Below are 16,726 nucleotides of genomic sequence, written 5' to 3'. Positions count from 1 at the left end.
GTGACTATCACATAAAAAACAGCCAATATGCTAATACATATTGGCTGTTTTTTGATCAGCACCTGCATCATTGAGAAATTTTAGAGGTGCAGGTGCTGATCAAAAAAATGTTCACGAAAATATTGAGGCGTGGTACCAGTTAAGTCTTTAAATGTTTTAATAAAATAACTTTGTGACGAAAATGGTAACAACTCAGAAATTTCGATGGTACTTGATTCACAGGCGATGAGTAACTCCTTTGCTACCGCCACTTTTCGTTGTCTGATAAACTGGGTAATTGTCAGTTTATATTCTTTTTTAAATGCAGGGTTGAGTGTTTTTTTTGATGCATGTAACGCACTTGCAATATCGTTTAAAGTAATATTTTCGCCAATGTGCTCATTAATGTATGATTTTATACGTAAGTGCAGCGGTAGAAAGTTTGTTGTACGGTATTCCTTGATTGTTTGAAAATAATACCAAGTAATACCTTGAAGTACTTGCGAAAAAGTTGGAATTTTCTTGATAGATTCAAGCTCTTTCATTAATTCGTGATGCACTTTAAAAGCTAAAGAAACGGGATAACCCCATTGAATAACCGCACGGTTCAAAATAGCAATATACGAAATTAAATAGTTTTTTTCTAAACGAGAAGTTGTGTAACTATCATTTTGGACGTTAAACAAATTAATTTGGGATATTCTTTCCAGTGCATTAATGAGGTCATTTTGATGAGAATAGATAATGGCTTGGATGATATCTTTTTCTACTTTGTAATAAGCCGCTGAACCAAACTTTATGATCATACCATTCTGGTCTACTTTGCTTATATGTTGGAGATGTAGCGTTTCATCTGGTGCGCTTCGTGACGTTTTCAACGTATAAATGATCTGTGCAATAGATTTTAAATTTGTTAATGTACTCACAAGCAACAGCTCATTAAATCGCGTAAAAGAATCACTATAGTCAAACCAAAAAAGAACAGCTATATTAATATCTGTTCTAACTAATAAAAAGTGACCTAAGTGATAGCTAAACGATTGGTAGGTACTATCATTTTCTATGTCGCTTTTTTTGATTAATTGTTGTAAGGTGTGTTTTTTTGAATCCGATATAGGTGTTAAAGCGATAATTTTTTGTGTGTCAATGGTTAATTGAAATGCTTTTGCATGAAGGATGTCCGCTAATTTTTCTAACTCTGTCATCTATTAAAAACCCCCAGTAATTAGTCTGCACCATTATTTATCTATTAAATTATAAATAGTGCCAACATACCCTTACATTATAGAGCATTCATTATTGCATATTTTCTGTTTTGCGATAGAAGGTTCTTTTTTTGATATTAAAGAACTTTATTTAACATGATTAATATATTTTAGTAGATGATAATAAGTTTAATTAGAAAAAACAATCATTGTGATATAAATGGCCCGATATCAAGATGGTTAGAGCTAAAAATTAGTGTCGCAACATCAACTTATCGTTAAAAAGTATCAATTAGCAAGTATGAATTTAAAAAGTCTATCATTTACTAGTGAATTTAATATCGGTGTGTTTTTCCAAAATCATATGCAGCCTCTCATTATCATAGGGTGTTGGTTTTTGTTAGTTTTGCTCATGCTATGGGCCAAACACTATCAGAAAAAATATAGGTGGCTTTATAAGACGAGCTTAACTATTGTCGTGCTGCTTAGCTTATTTAGTTTAGGCATTTGGGTCTATCAAGAAAATCTTTTCAATATTAGTGATAAAACGCGTCACATTAGTATGGTACGTGAACAAGTCCGTTTTAACAAAAAAATAAGAGCAGATAATACCTCTGTGGTTACAATACAAAAAATGGTTATGCGCGAAGCGCAAACTGAGCAGCGATTAAAAAAACAAGGATTTGTGTCAATACCGAGTCAGGGGATTTTATTACCGATTTATAATGATGCTTATTCAACCGTTGGATTAAATGCTGGGGCTAATTATGCTAATTGTTCGCAAAATGATCCTGAGGGTGATAAGATTCCAATAATGGGGCAAGGAAATTATGGCCTGGCAGCACATAATTTCAATGATGGTCGTACTGGGTTTAGTAGTTTACAGGAATCAACAAATCACAACGCACCTTATTATGTAAAGGGACAATTGAACAAATCATCTTGGTTAAATGGTAAATACATTTTGCTAGCTAACAATAAAGGTATATATCGTTATAGTATTGTTGGGCAAACGACGGTTAGCGAAGACGATACAGCTATATTAAACGATAGTCAGACACCAAAACTAACTATTGTCAGTTGCCTTTTTCCATCAGTTCAGTATCGTATTGTGACACATGCAAAATTAGTTCAGGTAGACACTTGGAATCATGCATCACGGCATGATGTTAATCAATTTAATTTAAAGATTAGAGTAACTAATGCGCATGCTAGCTGGTATAATCCAGGTATCGAAGAGGGTGCTAATGGTGATGCAGGGGGCACCAAACCATAAAAAAGCACGACCTTTTGGTCGTGCTTTTTTATGGTTTAAAGGGGTTGAATCCATGTATTTTGCGCCCCAGATTTAGTAAGTGCATTGGCAATTGTGATTGCTTCATCATTATTTTTAGCCAGAGCAAACATTGCGCCACCAATGCCTGCACCCGTCAGTTTTGCGCCTAATGCACCAGCATGAATTGCTGCATTAACTAAATTATCTAGCTTTGGATGGGATATACCTAATGACTGTAACTCATGATGGGCAGCCGTAAATAGTAAACCAGCATGCTCTGGCTGATTCTGAGCTAAGTCGATACGCACTTTTTCAGCGATCTTGCCGAGATGGGCAATTTTTTGCCAGGTTAAGTCATAATCGCTGTCTAGATTACCTTTTACAATATTGACAGCATGCATGGTTTGACCATGAATACCAGTATCGGCAACCACGAGGGTGCCTGTTAATGACATTTTGAAGGGGGTTGGTAAATCATTTTTAACAAACCAGATGGGATCTGTTGAATTAACAGTGGCTGCATCAAGTCCGGAAGCTGAACCATGAGAAATGCTTTCTTCAAGGTCCGTAAAATATTTTAATTGCTCGGGAGATAAGGGTGTATTAGCAAAGTCAAAAAAAGCCTTTGTAATAGACGTTGCAAAAGCAGCCGAAGCACCAAAGCCTCGTTCTTGTGGGATATTTGTATCGATTTCAATCGTGAATGGTGCTTTTTGTAGTTGAAAGTGTGTAATTAAGCGTAAAATTAATTGCCGTAAGCCTTCGACGTTAGCGCCGAGTTCATCAAGGCCACCATGAAACGTATTGCTTTCAATTGTTTGCCCAACAAAAGCGGGTTGAATGGTTGTTGTGACGGTAAGATTTGTTAACGGGATGGCGATTGCGGGCTGGTTATATACAACAGCATGCTCACCAACTAAAATTATTTTGGCATGGGCTTTACCAACACCAATCATTTGACTGATCATGTTTTTTCTCCAATTTGTCCTATACTATTGTACCGCAAGATAGTAAATAGTGTAAAATGATAGAAGAATAGCGTTGTTAAGTTTAATCTAGGTGATTTGTTTAGGTGAAAGTTAACAGCGCTATTCGAAAATAACATAAAAGAAAGGTGTTTTTATGAACGCCAACAAAACATTTGTGGTTGTTGATTTAGAAACAACAGGGCAAAGCGTCGCGAAGGGTGGTAGAATCATCCAAATTGGGATGACCTTTATTAAAAACCGTCGAATCATTGATCATTTTGAATCATTTGTTAACCCAGCACAACCAATTGATCGTAATATCCAACAGTTAACGCATATTTCTCAAAAAGAAGTCAAAAATGCGCCTTATTTTGAAGAAATCGCGCCTGTGATTCAAAATCTATTGACAGATACGGTAATTATTGCCCATAACGTGAATTTTGATTATCCTTATCTCAATGATGAGTTTGCACGTACCGGTTTTCCTGAGTTAACAAATGCTGCAATTGATACGGTGCAATTAGCACAGATTTTATTGCCAACTGCACCGGGATATCGTTTACTGGATTTGACAACCTATCTCAATATTACTTTAAATAATGCTCACCGTGCCAATGCAGATGCGCATGCTACTGCGTTACTATTTCTAAGTCTGTGGCAACGTGCAGAGCAACTACCGACATTAGTATTACAGCAGCTACAAAATGGTAATTGGCCATTACTGCGTCAAACACAGGCATTTTTGCAACTTATTAAAGCAAAGTCAAAAAGATCAGATATCGAAGTGGTTTCACAATTGGCAGTTAAAAAGCCAACGCCAGTTATTGAGAGTGGCCCACAAAAATTGCCGGTATACCCAACGACTGCCCAAGACAAAGCTGCGCAGTTTGGGCATTGGCTCACACCAAAGGAAGCTCAAAATGAGCTAATGAATCGGGTAAATGTTTTTATATCGAAACGAGCGGACGGCATTTTAACCATGTTAACGGCGCCTAAAATCGGTAAAACATTGGGTTATTTAGTCCCCTTATTGTTAAATGCTGCATCAAAGCCTTTAATGCTGTTGACTAATGATGAAAGTTTACAAATACAGCAACGCGAGTTAGTACAAAAAATTGCTAAGCTACTTGATATTCGTGTCCAAGTTGCTACGCTATATGATGCCTCAGACTACATTGATGTTGCTATCTTTAATCAATTATGCCAACGTACTGAAGATACGGCACAAGTACAATTTTTTAAAGCACGAGTATTAGTTTGGCTGACGCAAACCAATACTGGCTTATTACATGAAATTCAAGTTGGAGCCAGTAACATACCCTTGATTGATGAAATACGCAGTGACGCGTCAGGTCTGTTTTTTAAGCGTGCGCAAGCGACTGTTGATGCCTCGGACGTGTTAATCATGAATTTTGAGACATACTTTAACCAAGCCAATACATTATTAACAGCACGTCATCTAAAAAAATGGCCCGTGGTCACGATGGAGACGCCGAACCAATTTGTTAGTGATTTAGAAGCGTTTTATCATGTTAGCATTGATCTTAAAGCCTTGCAAAATAGCTTAAAAAGTATTGTTAATCAGGAAATTGTTGGTTTAACACACAAGCAACGATTGTTTATCAAACAAAGTGTTGGTGAGGCTTTAAAGCTTATTCGTCAGATTTATCAATCGCAACACACAGTGACAAATTTAAAACGAATAGAACGCCTATTGATTATTATCTCGCGCTTATCGGAAGTCTTGCAAATTAGTGGACACAGTTCATTACCGCGTGAATGGCAAAGTGTGAAGCAACAGTTAGCTAAGGTAAGAAGATTACAACAGCAAACAGTAATTGAAAATCAAATCGATGAAACGTTAGTAAACGATCAAAAAGCCATTATTTATCACTATCGTGTACCAATTACGTATGCCTATCACAATATGTTTATCAACCACATTCATAAACTATTGGTCATCAGTGAGTATTTGGATACTAAAATTAGCGAATTTTTACGTGATACACCTGAAAATATGACGGTAGAGCGTGACTTTATTCATAATGATACGCAAGCCATCAGTTTAGTTCAACTTGGTAAAACATCACCGATACTTCATTTACAGGCGATGACACAAAAAAACATTGGTGAAATTGTGGTCATTGTACCTGATATAGAACGTGTGAATCATTGGTATCAAAAGTTAAGACATGTGATTACAACAGAGTATAATCTGGTAGCTGAAGGCATTACAGGATCATTAGAAAAAATCCAGAGACAAAGTCACAGTGAACAACCTAATATCGTTATTTTGACGCCAAAAGTTTTAACCACAATGTGGCTCCGTGATCAAGAGTTGCCACGTATTGTCGTGGTACCAGAACGCTCTGTTTGGCAGCCGGTTTCCCGTTTGGCATTGGTCTTGACGGAAATGCAGCGTCATCCTGCCGCGTTATTGGTTACACAATTGAACGCCATGCAGCGTCATCGATTCAAATCACAACTGAAAATTATATCTAATTTGAATCATAAACAAAATTTGATAACACAGCATGACCATATTTTGAATGATTTTTGATATAATTAATCTAGTTATGCGTTGGAGGAAAAGATAAGATGATGCAATTTAGAGACGATATTCGAATTCGCCAACGTCAACGCCGGCGACATGTGCACTGGGCGCGTGTTTGGTTTATTATCGCTGGTATCGGTATCGTCATCGCTGCATTAGTTTTGGGCTATTTTTATATCGCTTTGTCACCTATAAGGCAGGATGAAGACCGTTTACAGAAGTTGGTAAAAGCACATTCTGATATTGCTACCGTGCAGCAGGTCAGCGTTGATTATCGTAAAGGAACAACTTACGCAGTTATAGGGACAACAACTTCTGGTCATGAAAAAGTAGCCATTGTCCATGGTCAGTCGTCACAAGTTAAAACTTATGATAGGGCGGCTGGCTTATCCAATGACCAATTACGTCGTTTAATTTTAAAAACGTATCAGCCTAAAAAAGTGTATTCAGCTAATATTAGCGATTACAAAGGTGCATTGGTTTGGGAAGTGAGCTATCGTTCACAAAATAATAGTTTGAATTTTGTGACACTAGATTTTAAGACCGGTCAATCTTATCGTACAATTAATGGTTTGTAAGGGAGATAAAATGATTTCAAAGCGTATACAAGCAGTACAACCTGCAGCAACTTTGGCAATGAGCCGTATGGCAAAGGATATGCAAGCTCAAGGTATTGATGTCATTAATTTAGGTGTGGGGGAATCTGATTTTCAAACACCTGATAATATCACGCAAGCGGCTATTAAAGCCATTGAGAATCATCAAACGAGTTTTTATACACCAACCAGTGGTTTGAACGCTTTAAAGTCTGCCATTGTTAGTCAGGTAAAAACGCGATATGCTGCTGATATTTTGATAGATAACGTCACAGTAACCACTGGTGCAAAATTATCGCTATTTGCTTTGATGCAAGTGTTACTAAATCCAGGAGACAATGTTGTTTCAGCGGCGCCGCTATGGGTGAGTTACGTAGAACAAATCAAGCTGGCTTCAGGGAAGCTTCATGCGATTATTCCAAACAATCCAGAATTGAAATTAACTCGCGAAGACTTAGACGCTTTTCCTGAGCAAATTAAGTTAATCATTGTTAATTCCCCTAATAATCCGACAGGACAAGTGTATTCTAAAGCCGAAATAATGGCGATTTTAGAATGGGCAGAAGCGCATGAGACTTATGTCATTTTGGATGAAATTTATGGACAATTAGTATATAATGGCACAACTTTCATATCTGGTCTGCAAATTCAGTCCCTTGAAAATAGCCGTATGATTATTGTCGATGGTGTGTCAAAGGCTTATGCTATGACTGGTTGGCGGATTGGTTGGACCTTAGCATCATCGGAAATCATTAAGGGAATGAATAAGTTGTTGGATCACATGACATCCAATCCAACAGCTGTGGCACAGTATGCAGCGATTGAAGCTTTACTTGGTGACCAATCAACTGTGGAAACGATGCGTTTAGCATTTGAACAGCGCTTGAACAAAACATTCGATGCACTCAATAGTGTGCCAGGGCTTCAAGTTGCTGTTAAACCGCAAGGCGCTTTTTATCTCTTTCCGAAAGTCGATAACAGCATAATGTTGGCTGCTGGTGTGAATAATACAAATGATCTTTCAATGAAATTGTTACAAGAGGCTCATGTTGCACTGCCTGCAGGCGAAGGCTTCAGTATGCCGGGTTATTTACGTATGGGTTACGCAAAAGATCAGGCAGTCTTAAACGAAGCGGTTCAAAGATTGACAAATTTTTTTCAACAATATAAATAATTTTAAAATAGGAGTAGTATATTGATTTCGCATTTAGCGGGCGATATACAGAAACAAAATGTCACAAGAAATACCTACCATTCAAATCATTGATGCTAAGAAATATGTCGGACAAACCGTAAAAATCGGCGCATGGCTCCGTCAAAAGCGTGGTTCTGGGAAAATAGCTTTCCTACAATTGCGCGACGGTACAGCTTTCTTTCAAGGCGTCGTAGCCAAAGCAGATGTTCCCGAATCAGTATTTGACGTTGTCAAGAGTTTGAAACAAGAAACAAGCCTTTATGTTGTCGGCGAAATTCACGAAGATGAACGGTCATCTTTTGGTTATGAAATTGCTATTTCTGATGTGGAAATTATCGGCGAGAGTCATGATTACCCAATCACACCAAAAGAGCATGGGACAGAGTTTTTGTTCGATGAACGTCACCTTTATCTGAGACATTTAAAACCATTTGCGACCTTGAAAATTCGTAATACATTGATTGCTGCGACCTACGAATTTTTCAATGAACGTGGCTTTACTAAACTTGATTCACCATTGCTTACTGGCTCTGCCCCAGAAGGTACGACAGAGCTTTTTGAAACAGACTATTTTGGGGAACCAGCCTTTTTGTCACAAACAGGACAATTGTACGCTGAAGCAGGGGCTATGGCCTTTGGAAAGGTCTTTACTTTCGGCCCTACTTTTAGAGCTGAAAAATCAAAAACACGACGCCATCTTACTGAATTTTGGATGGTTGAACCCGAAATGGCATTTATGCATCAAGAAGAAAGTTTGGAGATACAAGAGGCTTATATTGCCTTCTTGATTGCCAAGGTATTAGAACGTAACGAGCAGGAGCTTGATATATTAGAACGAGATAAGGATTTGTTACGGTCATATACTGAGTTGCCTTATCCACGCGTGAGTTATGATGATGCTATTAAGTTACTCCAAGATAATGGTTTTGATGTTGCGTGGGGTGTTGATTTTGGGTCACCTGAAGAAACTTTCTTAGCTAATCACTTTGCTAAACCAGTATTTATTGTGAACTTCCCGAAGGCCATCAAAGCTTTTTATATGAAGCGCCATGCAACGCGTGATGATGTGGTTATATCTGCTGATTTGTTGGCACCTGAAGGTTATGGTGAAATTATTGGTGGTTCTGAGCGTGATACGGATTATGACTACCTCAAGGAACGTATTGCGGCCGAAGGGTTGAATCAGGATGAATACGAATGGTATCTTGATTTACGTAAATATGGTTCTGTACCACATTCTGGTTTTGGATTAGGACTAGAGCGTATGGTGACTTTCGTAACAGGGGAAGAACACATTAGAGAAGCGATTCCATTCCCACGTATGACAAACCGTCTGAGACCTTAAGTGGCAGTATCAATTTTTATCCTTTACCACTGGGTAAAAAATGTTAAAATTGACTATAGTAAAAAACGTCCAAGTTAGACTTGGACGTTTTTATCAAGTGTTTTAGATAGAATATGATGGTAGGATATGGCGTTAGAAAAAAGATTACAACAATATATTCAGGCAGGACAAACGAATATTAATAATGATTTGCTGCTACATTATCAAGATATAGGGATGGATAATGATGACCTCGCGTTATATCTTCAGGTGATGCGTATTCAAGCGCAAGGCAATCAAGCAACGCCTAAAATTTTAGCACAAGTGCTACATATTACAGAGACCGTTGTGATTGCGCGGTTGAAAAGCCTGATAGCGCGAGACCTAATGGTTATTTCAACAGCGACCAAGCAAGTTGAAACGTATGATTTTCTGCCTATGATTGAAAAATTAGTACAAGGTCAAAAGATTAGTACCACACCAGTTATGTCAGATGGTAAGTCGACACGACGTGAAATCTTTCAAACAATTGAATCAGAATTCGGTCGACCATTAACACCTATGGAAATGCAAACAATTGGGCAATGGTTTGATCAAGATCATTTTGAGCCTGATTTGATGTTGCTTGCGATACAGGAGGCTGTGGCGAATAATGCTCGGAGTTTAAGATATATTGAAACAATTCTGATTAACTGGCAACGAGACCAAATTAAAACGCCAGCGCAAGCACAGATTGCTAAACAAAAAAGGCGAGGGGTCACTTATACATATGATAATTTATTTTAAAATAATTTTGGGTACAGCTTTTTCTAAGTCCAAATGAAAGCCATAAATTGGTTTTAAGTTAGGCGAATAAAGTTGTGTTTCACGTCCCATGTCTTGTAACCTAGCGGTTAATTGAGACAATGTCATGGCCTTTTTGCTAGTTTCTAAGCAAATATTTGGGGAATCTGGTAAATATTGTAGCTCGCCTATCGCTAATATTTGATCGTTATTTTGCCAAAAAATAAGACTTTTATTAGACATAAATTGTGTTAAGTCTTGAAAATCACTAAGTTTCATCATGCATCTCCTGCCTGACTAGCATATTTTTATTAATCACATCACTACATAGTAGTATAAAGGAAAAATAATGGAAAAAAAATATCAAATTATGGCTACTGCTGCAGCGGGGCTTGAGTCTTTAGTTGGAAAAGAATTAGATCGATTAGGTTATGATAACCAAGTTGAAAATTATCGTGTGCGTTTTACGGGCACTGCACGTGATATTTTGACGGCAAATGTCTGGTTACGCACGGCGGATAGAATTAAAATCATTGTCGGAGAGTTTGATGCCAGAACCTTTGACGACTTGTTTGAAGGTGTTAAAGCATTACCTTGGGAAGATTTTTTGAATTATGATTCTGAATTTCCGGTCGCTGGTCGTTCAAAAAAATCAGAATTATTTAGTGTCCCTGATGTGCAAGCCATTACTAAAAAAGCGATTGTCAACCGATTACAAGAGGCCTATCATATTCGTACGCGGTTACCAGAAAATGGTTATTTTGCGCAATTAGAGGTCATGATTGATAAAGATCATGTTATGGTGACATTAGATACCACTGGACCATCTTTGTTCAAACGTGGTTATCGTGTGAACAAGGGCGGTGCACCATTAAAGGAAAACTTTGCGGCTGCACTCGTCTTACTTACTAATTGGCATCCTGATCGGCCTTTTGTTGATCCGACAACTGGATCAGGCACGATTGCAATTGAAGCAGCACTAATCGGTCGCAATATTGCCCCTGGCTTGATTCGTGATTTTGACATTGAACAAATGGATTGGTTTGATAAGTCATTATCTGACATTGTACGCGATGAGGCTGAAGCACAGGCAGATTACGATCGACAGTTGGATATTGAAGCTTTTGATATCGATGAAAATATGGTTAATATTGCCATCGAAAATGCTAAACATGCTGGTCTAGGAAAAGATATCACCTTTAAACAATTAGCTGCTAAGGACTGGACTACGGACAAAGTGAATGGTGTTCTCGTGTCAAATCCACCTTATGGTGAAAGATTAGGTGAGTTAGAGGCCGCTCGTGAACTTTATACAGAAATGGGTGACGTCTATCGTCAATTACCGAGCTGGAGTAAATACATTCTTACAAGTGATTTGGATTTTGAAACTTCATTCGGGGAAAAAGCAACTAAACGTCGTAAATTATATAATGGCGCTATGCGAGTTGATTATTTCCAATATTGGGGTAAGCGTGCAAAATAAAAAACAAGTTTTATGCATCATGCATAAAGTTTGTTTTTTATTTTGTCTATTACTGAGCATTATGTACGATTATTTGTTGTTAGAATGGTGAGCAGATTAATGATTTTTAGAAAGAGAGTGTCATTATGTCAAAAGAAGCCAAGATGATGGATATTTTTTCTGCCCAATTAAAGACAGTCACACCTAGTCCTATTCATACATTTAGTGAAGCGGTCGATCATGTCCCAAACATTCTAAAATTAACAATTGGCGAACCGGATTTTAATGTTCCGGAACACATAAAACAAGCCGCCGTTGCAGCGATTAGTTCAGATGATTCACATTATTCAGTATCCGCTGGTACCTTGGCATTGAGACAGGCAGCTAGTCAATTTTTAAAAAGACACTATGATTTGAACTATCGAGCAACGACAGATATATTAATTACGATTGGTGCGACTGAAGCACTGTATGTTGTCTTAGCCAGTATTTTAGATGAAAATGATGAGATACTGATACCTACGCCGGCTTACCCGGTTTATGCACAAATGACGCGCATCAATGGTGGTCAACCAGTGCTCATAGATGTTTCTGATGACGACTTTGTGTTAACGCCAGAAAAGCTAAAGCAGACAATAGCAACGCATCACCATATTAAAGCAATTATTATCAATAATCCATCCAATCCCACAGGAATCACTTACTCTGAAACACAAATTAAGGCACTAGTTAGTGTATTAAAAGATACTAATATTTTGATTATTTCAGATGAAATATATTCTGAATTAACATATAATGGACAGCATGAATCTATTGCTCGCTATCTACCTGAACAAACTGTTGTCATTAATGGGGTTTCTAAAGCGTATGCCATGACAGGTTATCGCATTGGCGTATTGGCAGGGCCAACACTATTAATAAATGAATTCAATAAGGTCCACAGTTTTATTATTATGACACCTTCTAATCCCGCGATGGCTGCAGCCAAAGTGGCTTTTAGTAGCCAAGAAAGCCTAGTATCAACTGCTAAAATGAAACAAGATTATCAGCATCGACGTGACTATTTAGTCAAGGCACTAAAGCAATTAGAGTTCGAATGCATAGTACCCAATGGCGCTTTTTATGTTTTTGCTAAAGTACCAGATGATTTTATACAAGATGACGTGGCGTTTGCTAACGATTTGGTAGACAAAGTACAATTAGCAGTTGTTGCGGGTGCGGGATTTGGCCCCGGTGGTGCGGGATATATTAGAGTCAGTTATGCTGCTGCGATGTCTAAGTTAGAAGAGGCTGTAGCGCGATTGACTTGTTACGCAGGAATTATTAGGAAATAGTCTGTATTTTTATCAGGCACATGGTAAAATGTGACTACTCAACTTACTTTAGTTGTTAGTTTTTATCTATGAATCATGAAAAAAGGAGATATATTTGGTTAACTTGATATGCTATCAAAAATTAATCGAGTATTTTAATAATAATGCCAGCAGTATACATGCGAGAAGCGCAGCAGTCTGATTGCACAGTGATTGAGCAAATCATCAATCAAGGTCGCGCTTTTTTAAAAGCTCAAGGTTTAAATCAATGGCAAGGGACATATCCCAACAAAGACACGATTAGTGATGATATAGCGCGTCAACAAGGTTATGTTTTGCTATTAGATAATTCAGTTGTTGGTTATGCAGCGGTGATCGAAGGGCAAGACCCAATTTATGATGCGATTGAAAATGGCGAATGGTTAAATTCAACCACTAACTATGCTGCGATTCATCGTTTTGTTATTTCTAATCGTTATCATGGTCAAAAACTAGCCCAACGTTTGATGTCATGTATTTTTACTTATTTCATAGCATTAAATTGTCGTGATTTCAGAATAGATACCCATCCAAATAATGTCCCTATGCAGGCTGTTATCACTGGTAATGGCTTTCATTTAAAGGGGCATGTTTACATTAATGATGGACAATCGCGTGAGTTGAGATGGGCATATCAAATTGTGATTTAGTGTTTATTTACTTATTATTAGTAAGCTGATATGATAATAAGGTATCTATTTGCAAAAGGAGGAAATACACGCTCTTAAAAAAAGCACGTGTATTCAATGATATGTTATTTAAACAACTACAACAGCAACGGCGCTCTATTTACTCACTCGGAAAAAATATTGCGCAGACACCAGAAACAATATCTGATATTGTAACCACAGCGGTTAAGGCCTCTCCAACAGCTTTTAACAATCAATCCGTCAGAGTAGTGGTACTGACTGGAAATTCACATGACAAACTATGGCAAATTGTAATCGACAGTTTAAAAACGCAAGTATCTGATCAAGCGGCTTATACTAAGTCAATAGAAAAAATTAAGAATAGCTTTTTATCTGCCTATGGTACTGTGCTTTTTTACACAGATATGAGCGTGGTTAAGTCTTTTGAACAGAATGTGCCATTGTATGCTGAAAATTTTTATGATTGGTCAGAGCAGGGTCACGCCATTGCAGAGTATGCTACATGGCTAGCATTGACGGAGAATGGTATGGGTGCTTCGTTACAACATTACAATCCATTAATTGATGATCAAGTTGCTGCAGCATTTAATATCCCTGACGCGTGGCGTTTACGTGCGCAAATGCCTTTTGGGGAAATTTTGGCAGTACCATCAAATAAAGATACTATTGCTGATGATGAGCGTTTTAAGTATTTTAACTAATTAAGCATTGTCTTGTCACCCATGATAATCATGGGTGGCTTTTTAAATTGTGACAACCTAGACATTTAAGTGTAATACATATTTAGTATAATCGTAATGAATATAAATATTGGAGAATGGCATTGTGAAGAAGACTAAATGGATTGTGTTAGTTTTATCGACGACATTTTTTATTGGCATAGAGCGCGTCTCTGCCTCAAGTGCAGTGAATGACTATATTTTAAAAAATAATATTACACCTGCAAGAGAACAAGTGAATTATCGTATTACGATGCAAAATCCTGCTAATAATGGTGGGATTAATATGAACTTTAAATTTGGCAAGCCACAGATGGTGATTATTCATGATGTCGGGGTCGAATTTAGTACCATAGATAATGAAATTACTTATATGGTCAACCATCAGGACAGTGCATTTGTGCATAGTTTTGTTGATGGCAGTCAATTAAAAACAATTGCGGATACTTCTAAAATTGCCTGGGGTGCTGGCCCTTTTGGTAATCGCTATGCTGACCAAATTGAGCAAATTCGAGTGAACAGTAAAGGCGAATTTGCGCAACAGATTGCCTCACTGGCAAATTGGACAGCTAACCAAATGATTAGGTATGGTATGGGAGCGCCAAAGTTAGTGTCAATTGCCAATAAAGACTTAGATGGTAATTTGGCTAGTCATGAAAATATTTCGTATAAATGGGGCGGGACAGATCACGTTGACCCTGTGGCTTACTGGAATGGTCGTGGGCAAAAGTATTTTTATCAAAAATATGATATGAGTCAATTCCGTGATTTGGTTGCTTATTATTACAACAAAAGTTCATTTGATACGATGAGCAATCAAAAAACAGTGAACTATTCAGCACAAATTAATGAAAATGGTCGTAATGACGGCTTGTTTATTGGTGGGCCATGGCGTGCTACAAACAGCAGTATGCGTGCAGCAGGTATGGCGCCACAGTATGACCAACAGCGCGTAACAGTCACACAAACTGCTGATACAACGAATGGCAGCTGGGCTGAAATCGTATTAACCAATGGTCAAAAGTACTGGGTTGACATAAAAGCATTACAAGCTGTCGACACGATACGTAATCAAAAAATAGTGAACTACACAGCACAAGTTAACGAGAACGGTCGTAACGATGGCTTGTTTATTGACGGGCCATGGCGTGCAACTATCAACAGTATGCGTGCAGCAGGTATGGCGCCACAATACGATCAGCAGCATGTGACAGTGACTCAGACTGCTGACACAAAGAATGGTAGCTGGTCTGAAATTATGTTATCAACTGGTCAAAAGTACTGGATTGATAGCAGAGCGCTACAAGCTGTGGACGCCATGAGCAATCAGAAAGTAGTCAATTACGCAGCGGAAATTAATGAAAATGGTCGAAATGATGGCTTGTTTGTCGGCGGGCCATGGCGCGCAACCATTAGTAGTTTGCGTGCAGCAAGTATGGCACCGCAATATGATCACCAGACAGTGACAGTGACTCAGACTGCTGATACAAAGAACGGTAGTTGGGCTGAAATTCTATTAACAAGTGGTCAGAAATATTGGATTGACATTAAAGCGCTAAAGTCCATAAATGCTTTTGATGCCATGAGTAACCAAAAAACAGTTAACTATTCAGCACAAATCAATGAAAACGGTCGAAATGATGGTTTGTTCATCGGCGGACCATGGCGTGCAACTGTTAGCAGCATGCGTGCAGCAGGTATGGCACCACAATACCATCAACAACGTGTCACTGTCACACAAACAGCTGACACAAAGAATGGTAGTTGGGCTGAAATGACCTTAACAAGCGGCCAAAGGTATTGGATTGATATCAGGGCACTGAAGACACTAGAATCATTTGATGCTATGAGTAATCAAAAGGCTGTTAATTATCAGGCACGCATTAATGAGAATGGCCGTAATGATGGTTTGTTTATCGGTGGACCATGGCGTGCGACATTAAATAGCATGCATGCGGCTGGTATGGCACCACAGTATGATCAACAGACCGTTACTGTCACACAAACGGCCGATACAAAGAATGGTAGTTGGGCCGAGATTACAATGCGGAGCGGTCAAAAGTATTGGATTGATTTGCGGGCGTTATCAGCTAGTCAAACACCTACTGGACAAAAAGATATCAATATTAATCAGTTATCATTAACAGGGGTTTCTGTAACACAGAAACAATGGCTCAGCAACTTGTTGCCAGATGCTGTAACGGTTGCAAGGAATAATAATTTGTGGCCATCAGTTGTGTTGTCACAAGCAATTACTGAAAGTGCTTGGGGCCAAAGTGAACTTGCAACGCAGGCGAATAATTTGTTTGGTGTCAAAGCCACATCAGATTGGCATGGTGCTGTATATAATGTGAAGACACGCGAAGTCGCTCATCAGGAGATGTCGGTTGTCGATTTTACCAATAAAACCATACATGTTAAAAAAGGTGATAGCTATTATGTGATGGCAGCATTTAAAAAATATACGACACAAGCGGATGGTTTAAATGATTATGTCGATAAAATGGCTACCAATTATCGTCAAGCATTAAGATCAAATTCAACAAATTATCGTGATGCCGCAACACATTTGCAACAAGCAGGTTATGCAACTGATCCGAATTATGCAAGTAGTATGATTACGCGTATAGCAAGGTATGTACTCAATGCGTTTGATTAATAAT

Annotated in this window: 14 protein-coding genes; 11 read left to right on the top strand and 3 right to left on the bottom strand. The window is 38.2% G+C overall.

The genetic code is table 11. From position 1 onward, the window contains the following. Positions 1–80: 80 nt before the first annotated feature. Entirely contained in the window at positions 81–1,184 is a 1,104-nt protein-coding gene (locus C5L21_RS06815) for a helix-turn-helix domain-containing protein (protein WP_133286219.1), read from the bottom strand. A 301-nt stretch (positions 1,185–1,485) separates the two neighbouring features. On the opposite strand from C5L21_RS06815, the gene C5L21_RS06810 reads away from it, so the two are divergent. Beyond that, entirely contained in the window at positions 1,486–2,460 is a 975-nt protein-coding gene (locus C5L21_RS06810) for a class A sortase (RefSeq protein WP_241652888.1), read from the top strand. A gap of 35 nt (positions 2,461–2,495) precedes the next feature. On the opposite strand, the gene mvk is transcribed toward C5L21_RS06810, so the two are convergent. Beyond that, positions 2,496–3,428 (bottom strand): mevalonate kinase, encoded by a 933-nt coding sequence (gene mvk / locus C5L21_RS06805; RefSeq protein ID WP_004907247.1) that lies wholly within the window; start codon positions 3,426–3,428, stop codon positions 2,496–2,498. A 154-nt stretch (positions 3,429–3,582) separates the two neighbouring features. Here mvk and C5L21_RS06800 point away from each other — a divergent pair, with 154 nt between their 5' ends. The 5 genes from C5L21_RS06800 to C5L21_RS06780 all read left to right on the top strand — a co-directional run bounded on the left by C5L21_RS06800 (position 3,583) and on the right by C5L21_RS06780 (position 9,883). Further along, entirely contained in the window at positions 3,583–5,988 is a 2,406-nt protein-coding gene (locus C5L21_RS06800) for an exonuclease domain-containing protein (protein WP_133286218.1), read from the top strand. 38 nt (positions 5,989–6,026) lie between these two features. After that, entirely contained in the window at positions 6,027–6,560 is a 534-nt protein-coding gene (locus C5L21_RS06795) for a cell wall elongation regulator TseB-like domain-containing protein (protein WP_004904109.1), read from the top strand. 10 nt (positions 6,561–6,570) lie between these two features. Further along, positions 6,571–7,752, top strand: a complete 1,182-nt coding sequence (locus tag C5L21_RS06790; RefSeq protein WP_133286217.1) for a pyridoxal phosphate-dependent aminotransferase — start codon at positions 6,571–6,573, stop codon at positions 7,750–7,752. Positions 7,753–7,810: 58 nt separating this feature from the next. Continuing rightward, complete coding sequence (gene asnS / locus C5L21_RS06785) at positions 7,811–9,118, top strand: asparagine--tRNA ligase (RefSeq protein ID WP_004899955.1); 1,308 nt, start codon at positions 7,811–7,813, stop codon at positions 9,116–9,118. Positions 9,119–9,244: 126 nt separating this feature from the next. After that, entirely contained in the window at positions 9,245–9,883 is a 639-nt protein-coding gene (locus C5L21_RS06780) for a DnaD domain-containing protein (protein ID WP_004899952.1), read from the top strand. Here the strand turns inward: C5L21_RS06780 and C5L21_RS06775 are convergent. Beyond that, the gene (locus tag C5L21_RS06775) at positions 9,875–10,162 is read right to left on the bottom strand and encodes a hypothetical protein (protein WP_012305111.1); all 288 of its coding nucleotides are present in this window, start codon (positions 10,160–10,162) and stop codon (positions 9,875–9,877) included. The two genes, C5L21_RS06780 and C5L21_RS06775, sit on opposite strands and share 9 nt — an antisense overlap. A gap of 67 nt (positions 10,163–10,229) precedes the next feature. Here C5L21_RS06775 and C5L21_RS06770 point away from each other — a divergent pair, with 67 nt between their 5' ends. From C5L21_RS06770 to C5L21_RS06750, 5 genes are all read left to right on the top strand, one after another. Then, positions 10,230–11,363 carry a THUMP domain-containing class I SAM-dependent RNA methyltransferase gene (locus C5L21_RS06770; protein WP_004899951.1) on the top strand — a complete coding sequence of 378 codons (1,134 nt, stop codon included), beginning with the start codon at positions 10,230–10,232 and terminating at the stop codon, positions 11,361–11,363. A 125-nt stretch (positions 11,364–11,488) separates the two neighbouring features. Then, the gene (locus C5L21_RS06765) at positions 11,489–12,676 is read left to right on the top strand and encodes an aminotransferase class I/II-fold pyridoxal phosphate-dependent enzyme (protein WP_004904099.1); all 1,188 of its coding nucleotides are present in this window, start codon (positions 11,489–11,491) and stop codon (positions 12,674–12,676) included. Positions 12,677–12,819: 143 nt separating this feature from the next. Then, positions 12,820–13,344: a GNAT family N-acetyltransferase gene (locus C5L21_RS06760; protein WP_004899947.1), complete on the top strand. Its 525-nt coding sequence runs from the start codon at positions 12,820–12,822 to the stop codon at positions 13,342–13,344. Positions 13,345–13,445: 101 nt separating this feature from the next. Next, positions 13,446–14,045 (top strand): nitroreductase family protein, encoded by a 600-nt coding sequence (locus C5L21_RS06755; RefSeq protein ID WP_004899946.1) that lies wholly within the window; start codon positions 13,446–13,448, stop codon positions 14,043–14,045. A 124-nt stretch (positions 14,046–14,169) separates the two neighbouring features. Next, entirely contained in the window at positions 14,170–16,722 is a 2,553-nt protein-coding gene (locus C5L21_RS06750; RefSeq protein ID WP_085698934.1) for a GW dipeptide domain-containing protein, read from the top strand. The last annotated feature ends 4 nt before the right edge of the window (positions 16,723–16,726 follow it).

Source organism: Leuconostoc citreum, from assembly GCF_004354555.1.
In the GTDB taxonomy this organism is placed as follows: Bacteria; Bacillota; Bacilli; order Lactobacillales; family Lactobacillaceae; genus Leuconostoc; species Leuconostoc citreum.
The sequence above is the reverse complement of the archived record's forward strand: the minus strand, read 5'-3'. Positions and strand labels throughout refer to the sequence as shown.

Bases quoted from the DNA above. Each gene is read 5' to 3' on its own strand.
- C5L21_RS06815 (WP_133286219.1), bottom strand. From the start codon at position 1,184: ATGACAGAGTTAGAAAAATTAGCGGACATCCTTCATGCAAAAGCATTT.
- C5L21_RS06810 (WP_241652888.1), top strand. From the start codon at position 1,486: ATGAATTTAAAAAGTCTATCATTTACTAGTGAATTTAATATCGGTGTG.
- mvk (WP_004907247.1), bottom strand. From the start codon at position 3,428: ATGATCAGTCAAATGATTGGTGTTGGTAAAGCCCATGCCAAAATAATT.
- C5L21_RS06800 (WP_133286218.1), top strand. From the start codon at position 3,583: ATGAACGCCAACAAAACATTTGTGGTTGTTGATTTAGAAACAACAGGG.
- C5L21_RS06795 (WP_004904109.1), top strand. From the start codon at position 6,027: ATGATGCAATTTAGAGACGATATTCGAATTCGCCAACGTCAACGCCGG.
- C5L21_RS06790 (WP_133286217.1), top strand. From the start codon at position 6,571: ATGATTTCAAAGCGTATACAAGCAGTACAACCTGCAGCAACTTTGGCA.
- asnS (WP_004899955.1), top strand. From the start codon at position 7,811: ATGTCACAAGAAATACCTACCATTCAAATCATTGATGCTAAGAAATAT.
- C5L21_RS06780 (WP_004899952.1), top strand. From the start codon at position 9,245: ATGGCGTTAGAAAAAAGATTACAACAATATATTCAGGCAGGACAAACG.
- C5L21_RS06775 (WP_012305111.1), bottom strand. From the start codon at position 10,162: ATGATGAAACTTAGTGATTTTCAAGACTTAACACAATTTATGTCTAAT.
- C5L21_RS06770 (WP_004899951.1), top strand. From the start codon at position 10,230: ATGGAAAAAAAATATCAAATTATGGCTACTGCTGCAGCGGGGCTTGAG.
- C5L21_RS06765 (WP_004904099.1), top strand. From the start codon at position 11,489: ATGTCAAAAGAAGCCAAGATGATGGATATTTTTTCTGCCCAATTAAAG.
- C5L21_RS06760 (WP_004899947.1), top strand. From the start codon at position 12,820: ATGCCAGCAGTATACATGCGAGAAGCGCAGCAGTCTGATTGCACAGTG.
- C5L21_RS06755 (WP_004899946.1), top strand. From the start codon at position 13,446: ATGTTATTTAAACAACTACAACAGCAACGGCGCTCTATTTACTCACTC.